At 59.9% G+C, this 13,638-nt stretch carries 10 protein-coding genes and 1 pseudogene; 7 read left to right on the forward strand and 4 right to left on the reverse strand.

The window, feature by feature from the left end:
* The first annotated feature begins 12 nt into the window (after positions 1–12).
* Positions 13–384 (forward strand): diacylglycerol kinase, encoded by a 372-nt coding sequence (locus LJE91_04945; protein MCG6868087.1) that lies wholly within the window; start codon positions 13–15, stop codon positions 382–384.
* Positions 385–462: 78 nt separating this feature from the next.
* Here LJE91_04945 and LJE91_04950 read toward each other — a convergent pair whose 3' ends face one another.
* On the reverse strand, positions 463–813 hold the full coding sequence (locus LJE91_04950) for a sulfur globule protein CV1 (GenBank protein MCG6868088.1): 351 nt from the start codon (positions 811–813) through the stop codon (positions 463–465).
* Positions 814–1,047: 234 nt separating this feature from the next.
* Here LJE91_04950 and LJE91_04955 point away from each other — a divergent pair, with 234 nt between their 5' ends.
* Positions 1,048–1,284: a hypothetical protein gene (locus LJE91_04955; protein MCG6868089.1), complete on the forward strand. Its 237-nt coding sequence runs from the start codon at positions 1,048–1,050 to the stop codon at positions 1,282–1,284.
* A 19-nt stretch (positions 1,285–1,303) separates the two neighbouring features.
* The gene (locus LJE91_04960) at positions 1,304–1,762 is read left to right on the forward strand and encodes a hypothetical protein (GenBank protein ID MCG6868090.1); all 459 of its coding nucleotides are present in this window, start codon (positions 1,304–1,306) and stop codon (positions 1,760–1,762) included.
* An 84-nt stretch (positions 1,763–1,846) separates the two neighbouring features.
* On the opposite strand, the gene LJE91_04965 is transcribed toward LJE91_04960, so the two are convergent.
* From LJE91_04965 to LJE91_04975, 3 genes and pseudogenes are all read right to left on the reverse strand, one after another.
* Positions 1,847–4,351, reverse strand: a complete 2,505-nt coding sequence (locus LJE91_04965; GenBank protein MCG6868091.1) for a diguanylate cyclase — start codon at positions 4,349–4,351, stop codon at positions 1,847–1,849.
* 53 nt (positions 4,352–4,404) lie between these two features.
* A pseudogene (locus tag LJE91_04970) lies at positions 4,405–4,614 on the reverse strand (EAL domain-containing protein).
* Positions 4,615–4,809: 195 nt separating this feature from the next.
* Entirely contained in the window at positions 4,810–5,223 is a 414-nt protein-coding gene (locus tag LJE91_04975; protein ID MCG6868092.1) for a transposase, read from the reverse strand.
* A gap of 46 nt (positions 5,224–5,269) precedes the next feature.
* Here LJE91_04975 and LJE91_04980 point away from each other — a divergent pair, with 46 nt between their 5' ends.
* From LJE91_04980 to LJE91_04995, 4 genes are all read left to right on the forward strand, one after another.
* A complete protein-coding gene (locus tag LJE91_04980; protein ID MCG6868093.1) occupies positions 5,270–5,779 on the forward strand; it encodes a hypothetical protein in 510 nt (169 codons plus the stop codon).
* A gap of 31 nt (positions 5,780–5,810) precedes the next feature.
* Complete coding sequence (locus LJE91_04985; protein MCG6868094.1) at positions 5,811–6,968, forward strand: two-component system response regulator; 1,158 nt, start codon at positions 5,811–5,813, stop codon at positions 6,966–6,968.
* Between the two features lie 3 nt (positions 6,969–6,971).
* Positions 6,972–9,644 (forward strand): PAS domain-containing protein, encoded by a 2,673-nt coding sequence (locus tag LJE91_04990; GenBank protein ID MCG6868095.1) that lies wholly within the window; start codon positions 6,972–6,974, stop codon positions 9,642–9,644.
* Between the two features lie 45 nt (positions 9,645–9,689).
* A partial coding sequence (locus LJE91_04995) for a PAS domain S-box protein (protein ID MCG6868096.1) occupies positions 9,690–13,638 on the forward strand: 3,949 nt, incomplete at its 3' end.

Genomic DNA, 13,638 nt, shown 5'->3' on the forward strand with positions numbered 1-13,638 from the left:
CCTGGGGTTCCCGTGGCATACAGCGGAAATCAGGGAATCGTCCGACTGATCAAGGCGACCGGGTATTCCTGGAAGGGATTCAAGGCGGCCTTCAAGCACGAGGCGGCGTTTCGCCAGGAGCTCCTGCTGCTCGCGTTGCTTGCGCCAGCGGGAATCTGGTTGGGTCAGACCGCGGTACAGCGGGCATTGCTCGTCGGCAGCCTGATCGCGGTACTGATCGTGGAGCTACTGAACTCGGCCGTCGAAGCGGCAATCGACCGGGTCGGGGAGGAGCATCACCGCCTGTCCGGGAGGGCCAAGGACATGGGATCGGCGGCCGTATTGCTGTCGCTGATCTGCGCCGCCTTGTTCTGGGTGCTGGTCGCCGCGGAGCGGTTTCTCTAGCGACACACAATCAGTAAAAGAGTAAAGAAAGAAGGGGTGGTATTACCACCCCTTATTCCGGACTCGGGACCGAGCGAGCTACTTCGATTCGGCGGGAGCCTGGGGAGCGACGGGAGCGGCCGGGGCTCCATAGGGAGCACCGTAACCATAGGGAGCAGCGTAAGGCGCATAGCCATAGCCGTAGCCACCGTAGTACGGGTAGCCATAGCCGTAATAGGGAGCGCCGTAGCCGTAGCCCCGGCCGTAACCGCTACCGTAGCCGCTGCCGCGTCCGGAGAAGCTCATGTTGAAATCGCCGAACATGTCGCCGAAGCCGTCACCCCAGCCGTTGCCATAACCGTTGCCATAACCGGGGCCCCCCCACCATGCGGAAGCGGTGCCGGCGGAAAGAACCAGAGTGCTGGCCAGTGCTGCAACTTTCATTTTCATTTTCAAGTCTCCTGTGATCGTAATCGGATAGTGGTATCTCACTGAGCATCCCTGTTTCGGGATGCATGATTAGTTTATTAGTTTATTGTAATATTAGCAATAAGAATATTTGACTCAAGTCAAGTTTAAGACAAAAAGATGCCCTGCCCGCAACATTCCGCTTATCCCTGCGGCACGGTTATAATCCCACCACACGGGGGAAACTCGACCACACGCGACAAGGATCTCCGAGAAATGCCATACCACGTCTACCGAATCACCAGGGGCTCTTCCGGGGAACCCAGAAAACTCGAACTCATCGAGTACTTCGACAGCTACCGCGATGCGCGAACCCTGGCCAGAGACAAGCGTGGCGAACCGCTCGAGCGGGGTGAAGAGATAAAGATCATCTTCGCGGAGAACCAGAACGAGGCCGAAGCGCGCCTTCGGGAGGTCAGGGAGGCACCCGTGCTCAAGGAATGGGAAAAATAGACCACCCGGTACCGCAGAGATGGACGAAGACGAATTCAGGTCGACGTACCACACGCTCAACGAACGCCGTTGTGTCTTCGAAAAGGCCCTGGCCTCCAGGGTCTGCGCCTGCAATCGTGCACATCACTTCAGGCTTGCCGATCGCGAAGGCATCGCCTGCACCGCCGAGGAATCCCGAGTCGACTGTCTTACTCTGATCGAGTTGCTGAGGCAATCATCACGCTTCACGCTACAGCTGACCCGGATCGACGGACCGTTGCCCCATGCCAGAGAGATCCGCATCCAGAACGGCGGGCTGTTGGGGCTGCAACGGGCAACCACTCCCGATGTCCTGGACACCGAACGCGTTGAGAACGTCGTCGCGCTTGTCGAGGAAGCCAAGACGGTGTACGGCAGTCTCGAGCAGCTGCCCTATGACAGGATCGTAAAGTCCGTCACGGCATTCCAGGGGCGGCGCAAACGCAGCCACAAACGCTGAGGATCAATGGGGTCAGACTCGATTGATAGATGCTGTGCTTTTCAGGCTTGGTGAGATAGGCATGCAGGACAATGTTCGACCTGTTCAATCGAGTCTGACCCCATTGATCTTCGCCGATGCGACCACGACGCGATTGCGTCCCGTCTTCTTGGCCTGGTACATTGCCGCGTCTACAGCACTAATCAACTCATCCTGTGTCTTGCCATCCACCGGATAGGAAGCCACACCGAAGGAAGCGGTCACCCGGATAACGGACTTCCCTATCTGTTGCGCCGCAAGCGATGCACGCAATTCTTCGGCGCGTTGATACGCGATATCCGGCGGCGTGTCAAAAAGCAGCAGCAGAAACTCCTCGCCGCCGAAACGACAAACGATATCGCTGCCGCGTGAATGTGTTCTCAAAAGTTCGGCAAACGCCCTCAATACCTCGTCGCCAACCAGATGGCCATATGTGTCGTTGACGAGCTTGAAATAGTCGAGGTCGCAGATCACGACTCCGATCGGCTGGCCGTAACGTTCAGCGCGAATGATTTCGCGTCCCATCGTTTCTTCGAGGTAACGGCGATTGTAGAGACCGGTCAACGGATCGTGCTGGGCCTGTTCGCGCAGTTGTTCCTGCAATTTTAGTACTTCCGCCTCGGCGAGCCTGCGCTCGGTGATGTCGCGCACGATGCTCAGCAAGTAGGGTCTGCCGAATTCGACGATTTTCGCGGTGACTTCTACCGGGTAGGTAGTATCGTCTTTGCGTCGATGCGTACTTTCGAATCGCGCCTCTCCGGTTTGCAGGAGCTGTGTCTGGATCTCTTTCATATGGTCCGCAGTTAATTCCGAATCGATGTCTGTAATGCTCATGGACAGCAGTTGTTCCCGGCTGTAACCCAGTTTGCGGCATTGTGTCTGGTTTACGTCCAATAAACGCATAGTCGCAGGGTCGACCACTTCGATAGCATCGCTGGAATTGTCGACGAGAGTTCGAAACAGATGGAGTTCTATTTCGTCCTGTTTGTGCTCTGTGATATCGAAGATCATGCCATCAATATAATGTGGCGCGCCGTCTGTGTCGTAAACAGGCATACCATGTTCTTCCATCCAGCGTATGCCGCCGTCCTTATGTTTCAGCCGGTACTTCACAACGAAGGCACGTTTCTGTTCCAACGCTCGCATGACTTCAGCCTCCACACCGGGTCGGTCCTCGTTCAGAATCAACGGCTCGATCGAGCATACCGCGCCGGTCATCAGTTCATCCTCTGCGTAGCCTGTTATTTGAACGGGCATATCGTTATAAAACTGCATACGCCCGCTCTCGCGGAGATGCTCCCGGTAGACAATGCCGGGCAGGTTCTGCGCCAGGGTACGGTGGGCGAGTTCGCTTTCACGCAGCTCGGTTTCCATTTGCTTGCGCTCGGTAATGTCGCGAAAGAACCATATCCGCCCGTAATACTTGCCGTGTTCTCCGATCATCGGTGCGGAGTGGCGGTCGATTACCCTGCCATCCCTGAGATCGATTTCTTCATGGCTATCTTCTGATCTGTGCTGATACAGATATTCGACGCGGGCGAGAAATGTTTCAGGATCCCGCAGCTGTGAAACGACCGAGTGCAACACGGACTCATCGACGCGCGCTGCCAAAATCTCTTGCGTAAGTCCCCATAGCTCGACGAAGTATCGGTTGTAGGAGATGATTTTTCCGTGCTCGTCGACCACGAGTATCGCATCCGGCGAAACTTCCATCTGTGTTGCCAGTATGGTGTTTTTGAACTGGAGTTCCTGCTTCGCGTGCGATTCGCTGAACAGACGCTGCATGCTGAACAGCAGGCCGAGCAACGCGCAGATGTAAGAACCGTTCTTCAGCAAATGTGCCGCATCGAACATCATGTCGAAGACCTGGCCGGAGAACGACATGAACATGGCCTGCCCCATGAAGCCGACGATGAGGCTCAGCACCAGCCAGTGCTCGAACACATCGGTTTTCCATTTGCCTTTGCGCAGATAGCCGATCAGGGCAAGCAGGAAGAATAGCGCGGGCAGGAATTCCTGCGGCCGGGGAAAAGGGAGCTGTTGATAGTAGGCAGCCGGCATCGGCACGAACGCAACGATGGCAAAGCACATCAGTGCCAGCGCAGTGACAATGCTGTAAACCAGTTTTTCGCTGATCCGGCCTGCTGCGCCAAGCCGGTCTTCGCGCCGCCAGAACAGCCAGCTCATCCACAGCAGCAGGGACAGGAAGATGCGCGAGGCTAACCAGCTCCAGGCGATCAACGAAGGCGGGGCAGACGGGAAGGCTTCGATGAAGTGAAAGGAACTGACCACCGTGTGATAGCCGTCCAGAAAAGCAGTGGCGACAAAGCCCGTGCCGATGAACAAAAATGTGTTGTCCTTCTTGCTGTAGTAGCGCACCAGCGCAAGGCTGCCGACCGCAAGCGCCAACACCGTCGCGACCGCTTCCATCAAGGTATGCAACGCGATATCGCCGCGCCAGGTTGAATCCCTGAGGTAGAGGTAAGCGAAAAAAAGGACCACAAACAAGGCGACGTATGCAAACCGCCTTCGCCTTGTGGCTGTTCCGTCGATATCGGGCAAGTCAGCCACCTTGTTTCACCACATCATCTAATTGCCATATTATTTTGTTATCTCTGCACGCGTTACTTCAGGTCGTAGTCTAGCGTAAGCGGTGCCAGGAATCTGGCTTCAAATATTTCCGCCGGTACCGGTTTGCTGAACAGAAAGCCCCGCATTTCGTCGCAGTTCAGCGACAGGATATGGCTCATTTGTTGCTCGGTTTCGACACCCTCGGCGACTCCCTTGAGCTTCAGTGCATGTGCCATCACGATGATGGTGGTCACCAGGGTCAGCCCCGCCGGCTTATCTATTTCAATGATACGCCACGGGCAATGGGGTCAGACTCGATTGATAGATGCTTTGCTTTTCAGGCTTGGTGGGATAGGCATGCAGGACAATGTTCGACCTGTTCAATCGAGTCTGACCCCATTGATCCTGCAGATGCATCTCTCCCTTTGAAAAAACCGTAGTTCAAAAGCTATCCAGACTCACCCGCACCATCCCGGCGCAGTGTGGGCAGGCGGTGGGTTAGTGTGGGAAATGGTGCTCGGACAGGGCAGCACCTCGTCCGCAAAGCCCTGGGCGCGCAACTGCTTGAGGGCTTCCTTCGCGCTCAGTCGGGGAAAAGACAGCACGGTGCGGAAGGTCGGGTCCTGTTGGGAAAGGTATTGCGCCAAGACCCACGGGGCATTGGCCACGTCCGGGTGCTTCTCCTCCCAGAGCTTGTCGCCAGCGATGGCCGATCGCGCTCTCAGACAGACAATGCCTGTGCGCTTCTCGTGGAGTCCCAGCGCCACCGCATCACGGTTCCAGCCAAACAACACCTCCGCTTGGCGAGGGCTCCCATCGCAGTACTTCGCCGCCATCTCCGCCTGGAACGCCCCTCGCTTCGCTCTCAACATCTTGGAGGCCGCAAGCTTGAGGTCATTCAGATGACTGGCTGTAGGAATGGCTCGGTTTCCAGGGAGGGTAGCGTGGTTCATCAGGGTCAGCTCGCAAGTTGAGAATGAGCTGCAAGTATCGCATGCAATGGTACAGGGTTATTTGGAAATCGCCCAAGTCGTCGGCGCGAACGCTGTCGCGGATCTGTACCTCGAACTCGATGTCGCCGGCAGGGCGATGGACTGGAACGCGATCGACGGTTTGCATCCGCAACTGTCGCCGCTGGCGAACGGGGTGAAAGCCTTCATCGCGGCATTGCGAGACGCGGACTCCGGCCGCTGCCGAGCGGATGACCGACGCGGCGCGGGTCCCGGTTACGGGCATCATACGTCTGGAATTACGGTATTTCGACGGGGGTTCGCTATATTCACGTGTATGAACTTTTTCATGCGGAGCCTGCTTCGCAACGTCGACCGCATGATCGAGCGCGTCCGCGTAACGGCCGTTTTGTACCGGGACGCAAGTTTTTCGCACAAAAAATCTTTTCAGTCGCTGGTATCGCTGCTCAAACGGTAACAGGACGCAATACTGGTAGAGGGAAGGTGATATGAGCGAAGCAACGATTCTCATTGTCGACGACGAGCCCGCGGTTCTGGCGACAATGAGCAGTATCCTCGAACCCGACTACCGGGTGCGGGCCGCCAATTCCGGCGAGCGCGCACTCCTTTTGGCCGCCTCCGAACCGCGCCCCGACCTGATCCTGCTCGACGTGATGATGCCCGGCCGCGACGGCTACTCGGTGATGTCGCGTTTGCGCGAGGACGTCGTCACCCGCGACGTCCCGGTCATTTTCGTCACCGCGATGGAAACCAACGGCGACGAAGAGAGAGGGCTGGCGATGGGTGCGGTGGATTACATCACCAAGCCGATCAAACCGGCAATCCTGCTGGCGCGGGTCAGGACCCAGGTCGCACTGAAACAGGCACGCGATTTCCTCAACGACAAGAACGCCTACCTCGAATTCGAGGTCAACCGCCGCATGGAGGAAAACCAGCGCATCCAGAACGTCAGCATACGCACGCTGGCGCATCTTGCGGAGACGCGCGATCCCGAGACCGGCGACCACATCCTGCGCACCCAGTCGTACATCGCGGTGCTGTCGAAGCGCCTGCAGGCCCATCCTCGCTTCAGCGACACGATTACGGATCATTACATCCAGATACTGACCAAGTCGGCGCCGCTGCACGACATCGGCAAGGTCGGCATTCCGGACCACGTATTGCTGAAGCCCGGCAAGCTCACGGGCGAGGAGTGGGAAATCATGAAAACGCACGCCGAGCTGGGCGCGCGCGCGATCGAATTCGCTCAGAAAGACGTGGACCAGTCGGTGGACTTTCTGAACCTCGCCGTCGAAATCGCGCACTGGCACCACGAGCGCTGGGACGGCAGCGGTTACCCGGACGCGCTCAAGGGAGATGCGATACCGATTTCCGCGCGGCTGATGGCGGTGGCCGACGTGTTCGACGCGCTGATATCGCGGCGCGTGTACAAGCCGCCGATTCCGTTCGAAGAAGCGCGGGGTCTCATTTTCGCGGGACGCGACAGCCAGTTCGACCCGGACATCGTCGACGCGTTCATGGCCGAGTTCGACAGTTTCACCGACATCGCGCACATGTACCAGCAGGGTACCGACGCCGATACGCCGGTCGACACGAACGAACACGCAGCCGCGGAAACCGGTGTACCGGGGCGCGTCACGACGTAGAGAATGAACCGGTCGGGTCACAAAATACTGCTGGTCACGCTGTTCTACGCGATCGGCGCGTCGCTGTGGATTCTTTGTTCCGATCTGGCGATCGGTTATATCATCGACGATCCGACAACGCTCGTGATCGCCAGCACCGTCAAGGACTGGGGATTCGTAGCCGTCACCGCGTTGCTGCTCTACCTGTTGCAGAAGCGCTTTACCGCGCAGACGCCTGCTGAAAATACCGGCACACGGACAGCCCCGGGCCGGAACGGCCGCGCGCTGTATCCTGGGATCATCGTGGCGATCGCGTCGATCGTGCTGCTCGGTGCGTTTTCGATACGGCGACTGACTGAAGAAAACACCAGGCATACCGTCGAGCAGCTGCAGGCCATCGCGGCGCTGAAGGCGGAGCAGATCGGCCACTGGCTGGAGGAACGCGCGCGCTATGCCGAACTGGTCTCGACCCATTCGTCACTGGGCGACGTGCTGCAACGCTGGCGTCGCGACGGCGACGGTGAAAGCCGGGACGATGTGCTGCAACAACTCGTCAATCTCAGGCGGCTAACGGGCTTCCAGGCATTATTCGTGATCGATCGCAGCGGTAGGCTTCTGATCGGAGACGGCAGCGAACAACACACGTCCGCGACCCTGTCTGCGGCGATCGAACGCGCGTTTTCCTCCGGCCAGCCAGAGAACACCGGGTTCTACCGTGAGGATCCGGGGTCTGCCGGCGATCTGCATCTGGATTTCGTCGCGGTGATCGCGGACGAGCCGGAACTCGCTCTGATCCTGCGGCTCAATGAGAGAAGTTTTCCGTTCCCGTTTCTGCAGGAGTGGCCGATGCCCAGTGCCAGCGCCGAGACACTGCTGTTCAAAGCCGACGGCGACAGCGTGCTGTTCCTGAACGAACTGCGCCACCGCCACGATACGGCGCTGAAACTGCGCGTCCCGTTCAGCGCGGAAACCGTGCTGGCGGTGCAGATGGCCACCGGGCGGGCGGCGACCGGCGAGCCGATTTACGGCAACGACTACCGCGGCGAACCGGTGGTGGGCGTCGCGCGGTCGATACACGGCACGCCCTGGTATCTGATCGCGAAGATCGACCGCAAGGAAGCCGACGCGGAACCGTACATCGAAACCGCGTTGCTCGGACTGGCCCTGTTCCTGGCGCTGCTGGCGGTCGTCGCCGGCGCGCTGCTGCTGCGCCAGCGCAAGGAACTGCACACGGCGACCGAGCTGCAACGCGATCTGGCCGAGTCTTCGCTGGACATCGTTTTCCAGACCCTGCCGGATCAGTTTTTCCGTATCGCGGCCGATGGGGTCATCCTGGACTACCGAGCGCAGCGGATAGCCGAGCGCGACGTCCCGCCGCGGAGAATCCTCGGGCGGCGCATGCAGGATGTGCTGCCGCCCGGGCCGGCGCGCGCGTATACGTCGAATATCGAAGCTGCGCTCGACAGCGGCGAGCTGACCACTTTCGAATACGCCCTGACCATGCCGCAGGGCGAGCAGCACTACGAGGCGCGCCTCGCCAGGCTGTCGGGTAATAACGAGCTGATCGCGATCGTGCGCAACATCAGCGAACGCCGGCGGGTGCTCCGCAAACTGGATAACACCAGCCGTATGTACGCGACCCGTAGCCAGATCAACCAGACCATCGTGCGGCAACCTGACAGGCACAGGCTGTTTCAGGAAATCTGTGATATCGCCGTCAAGTACGGTCGCTTCCGGCTGGCGTGGATCGGACTGGTCGACGATCAGGGCAAAAAGATCGAGGTCGTTGCGTCCAGCGGGGAAGCCACTGATTACACGCGGAATATCGACATTTCGCTGAGCGGCGATCCGAACGCGAACGGACCGACCGGATGCGCAATCCGGGATGGAAACAGCGTCGTGTTCAATGATCTGGAGCACAACCCGGATTTTCTGCCCTGGCGCGAACTCGCGTTGCAGCAGGGCCTGCGCTCGTCGGGCGCGTTTCCGCTGCGACTGGGTGAGAACGTCATCGGCGCGTTGAGCGTGTACGCGGCCGAGCCCGATTTTTTCGATGCGGAAGAGATCAATCTGCTGCGCGAAGCGACGCAGGACATATCCTTCGCGCTGGACAAGGCGAGCGAGGAACGGATCCGCAGGCGCACCGAGCAGGCGCTGCGGGATAGCGAAGCGCATTTGCGCACGCTGATCGATTCGCTGCCGGACCTCGTCTGGCTGAAGAACCCGGACGGCGTGTACCAGTTCTGCAATACCCGCTTCGAACGATTCTTCGGCGCGAAGGAAGCGGACATCGTTGGCAGGACGGACTACGATTTCACCGACGAGGCGCAGGCCGGATTTTTTCGCGAGCGCGACCGGGCGACGATGGCCGCCGGCAGACCCAGCACGAACGAGGAACAGCGCACCTATGCGGATGACGGCCACACCGAACTGGTCGAAACCGTGAATACGCCGATGTACAACACCGACGGCGAGCTGATCGGCGTACTGGGCATCGGCCGCGATATCACCGAACACATACGGGCCGAAACCAGACTCGCCGCTCAGCTCGAGGAACTGCAGCGCTGGCGCGACGTGACCCTGGAGCGCGAACTGCGCGGGCTAGAGCTGAAAAGCGAAATCAATGCGTTGCTGATGGAGCTGGGCCGGCCGCCGCGCTATCCCAGCGCCCTGCAGGAGAGCAGGCGCGATGAGTGATCGCTCGGACAGGTCGCGGTCGCAACGCGGGCGATTGCCGCCGCGATGAAACAGCACGCGCCACAGCAGGGCGATTGCGAGGCACTGTTACGGACGGTCACGCAGGACCTGCCGGGTCCGTTCTACCGCTGCGATCCGGACGGCAGGCTCGTTTTCGTCAACGACGCCTGTTGCGACTGCTTCGGCAAATCGCGCGAGCAGCTCATCGGGCGTGACCTGTTCGAGCTGATCCCCGGTCCGGAACGCGCCGCGGTCCGCGACAGGCTGCACCGGCTCCGCGCCGAAGATCCCGCGGTCTCTCAGGAGCACACGGTCATCGCGGCCGACGGCAGTGCGCGCAGCCTGCGCTGGCACAACCGGGCGATCTGTGACGCGCACGGCGAGGTCGTGACGCTGCAGGGCTATGGCGAGGACGTCACGGCGCTCAGGCAGGCCGAACTGAAGCTCAGGCTCGTCACGGAGACCATCGACGACGTGTTCTGGATGAGCACGCCCGGTATCGAAAAAATAATCTACGTGAGCCCGGCCTATGAAACCCTGTGGGAGCGGTCTTGCGAGAGTCTGTACCAGTCCCCGAAATCATTTCTCGATGCCGTGCATCCCGACGACCGTGACGGATTCATCAGGACGGTCAGCGAATCCCATCGGCACTGCAGGCCCTACTCATACGACTACCGTATCGTCAAACGGAACGGCGACATCAGATGGATTCGGGAACGCGGCTTCCCGGTGAACCGCGAACTGGAAGGATCCAGGGTCATGCTCGGCGTGTGCACGGACATGACGGAAATCTTTCTCGCCAGGGAACAGCTGACTGAAAGCAACCGTCGCATGTCGGCGCTGATGTCGAACCTGCCCGGGATGGCCTATCGCTGTCTCAACGACACGAACTGGACCGTGACGTTCGTCAGCGAAGGCTGCGAGGAACTCACCGGCTACCCGGCGGACGCGCTGCTGGACAACCACAGCGTCAGCTATGCGCAACTGATCCATGCGGACGACCGCGAGCGGGTGTGGCGCGAGGTCCAGGCCGCGCTGGAGGAGGGCGGACGCTTCGAGCTGAGCTATCGACTGATCAACCCGGCCGGTGAGGAGAAGTGGGTCTGCGAACACGGTGTTCCCGTGTACGCAGAAAACGGCGAGCTGCTGGCCCTGGAAGGCGTGATCCTCGATGACGACGAGCGCAAGCGCGCGGAATTTTCACTTCAGGAAAACGAGCGCAAATACCGGGCGTTGTTCGACAACGCGCCTCTGTCGTACCAGTCACTGGACAGGAACGGAACGATCATAGATGTCAATCCGGCATGGTTGACCACACTCGGCTATGACAGGGATGAAGTGATCGGCAGGTATTTCGGTGATTTCATGCCCCCGGAGTGGCGCGACCGTTTCAGGCAACGATTTTCGGAGTTCAGGAAGAATGGTCGCGTGAGCGGTGTTCATTTGTGCCTGAAACACAGGCAGGGGCACTACCTCGATGTCCTGTTCGAAGGCTGCATCGATTACACCCTCGCCGGTGATTTCAGGCAGACCTACTGTGTTTTCCAGGACATTACCGAGCGGCGGAAGGCGGAAAACAGGCTGGCGGAGAGCGAGTCGCGTTTCCGCGCGTTTTTCGACAATGCCGGGGTCGGCATCGCGGAGATCGAAACGGCCAGCGGTCGCTTCCTGTGCGCCAACCGGCGATTTTTCGAGATGTTCGGTTACAGTGCGGCGGAGATGGCCAGTCTGGACTTCCGGCGCCTGACTTACGATGACGATCTGCAACGGAATCTGGACAACCTGGACAGGCTGGTCGCGGGCGAGATCGACAGTTTCTCGATGGACAAGCGTTGCACCCGCAAGGACGGCAGCCAGATCTGGACCAATGTGGCGGTGACGCCGCTGTGGTCACCGGGAGAGACGTCCGGACACCACATCGCGGTGGTTGAAGATATCGACGCGCGCAAGCGCGCCGAGGAATCCGCGCGCACCGCCAGCGAGGAAACGGCGTTGATGCTGGCCAAGTCCGACGAGGTACAGCGGGCCCTGCTGAGCGTGATCGAAGACGAACGCCAGGGGCAACAGGCCCTGATGAAGAGTCGGGAGCGCTATCGTTCGGTTGTGTCGAGTATCAAGGAAGTGATTTTTCAGACCGACACCGATGGGCGCTGGCTTTTCCTGAATCCGGCCTGGACCGAGGTGACCGGGTACGACGTGGACGAGAGTCTGGGCACGCCGTTTCTGGATTGCCTGCATCCGGACGAACGTCAGCGAATCGAAGCATTGTTCGCGTCGCTGATCAGTCAGGAAAAGGATGATGCTCATCAGGAGGTGCGCTACCTGCACAAAACCGGCGGCATTCGCTGGATAGAGGCGGATGCACGCACCTCGGTGAACGATGACGGCGTCATCGCCGGCGTATCCGGAACGCTCAACGACATCACCGAGCGCAAGCACATGGAGGACCGGCTGCGCAAGCTGGCCCAGGCGGTGGAGCAGAGCCCGGAGAACATCGTCATCACCAATCTGGACGCCGAGATCGAATACGTCAACCAGGCCTTCCTCGACACCACCGGCTACGGCCTGGAAGACGTAATCGGCGCTAACACGAAAATCCTGCAATCGGGCAAGACGCCGCGCGAGAGCTATCGGCGTATGTGGGCCTCGCTGTCGAAGGGTGAACAATGGAAAGGTGAATTCGTCAATCGACGCAAGAACGGCGATGAATACATCGAATTCGCCCGTATCGCGCCGCTGCGCGGGCCGGATGGCACGGTAACTCACTACGTCGCGGTAAAGGAAGACATCACCGAGAAAAAGCGGGTCGCGAGCGAGCTGGACGAGCACCGTCATCACCTGGAGGATCTGGTCGAAAAACGTACCGCCGAGCTGGCCGACGCGCGGCAGCGGGCCGAGGCCGCGAACCAGGCCAAGAGTTCGTTCCTGGCGAACATGAGCCACGAAATCCGTACCCCGATGAATGCGATCATCGGCCTCACGCATCTGCTGCAGAACGCCGGTCCGCCGCCGGAGCAGTCGATGCGGCTGAGCAAAATCGATGCGGCCGCCGGACATTTGCTCGCGATCATCAACGATATCCTAGATATCTCAAAAATCGAGGCCGGCAAACTGGTGCTGGAGCAGTCGGATTTCCATCTCGACGCGATCTTCGATCACATCCGGTCCCTGCTGCGCGAGCAGGCGCGCGGCAAGGGTCTGGACCTCGAAATCGAACGCAATGCGGTGCCGCAGTGGCTGCGCGGCGACCCGACCCGGCTGCGCCAGGCGCTGCTGAACTACGCCGCGAATGCGATCAAGTTCACCGAGCAGGGCACCATCCATTTGCGCTCGAATCTGCTGGCAAGCAATGACGACGACCTGCTGGTGCGCTTCGAGGTGCAGGACACCGGCATCGGCATCGAGCAGGACAAACTGTCGCATCTGTTCCAGACGTTCGAACAGGCCGATGCCTCGACCACGCGCAAACGCGGCGGCACCGGACTGGGACTGGCGATCACGAAGCATCTGGCCCGTCTGATGGGCGGCGAGGTCGGCGCGCAAAGCGAACCGGGCCAGGGCAGCACCTTCTGGTTCACCGCGAAACTGCAGCGTGGACGCGGCATCCGGCAGGAGCCGGCGCTGATGCTCGCAACGGGCGCGGAAACAGCGCTGCGTAACTGCTGCAGCGGCTCGCGCATCCTGCTCGCGGAAGACAACGTGATCAATCGCGAAGTCGCGCTGGAACTGCTCAATGGCGCGGGGATGGAAGTCGACACGGCGGAAAACGGTCGCGAAGCGGTGGAAATGGTGCGGGCGGGCGAATACGATCTGGTGCTGATGGACGTGCAGATGCCGGAAATGGACGGACTCGAAGCGACCCAGCTGATCCGCACGATGGACAACAGGGGCGCGATTCCGGTGCTGGCTATGACCGCGAACATCTTCGAAGACGACCGCCGCGCGTGCAGCGAGGCCGGCATGAACGACTTCATCGCCAAGCCGGTGAACCCGG

This window comes from Gammaproteobacteria bacterium, assembly GCA_022340215.1.
Classification (GTDB): domain Bacteria; phylum Pseudomonadota; class Gammaproteobacteria; order JAJDOJ01; family JAJDOJ01; genus JAJDOJ01.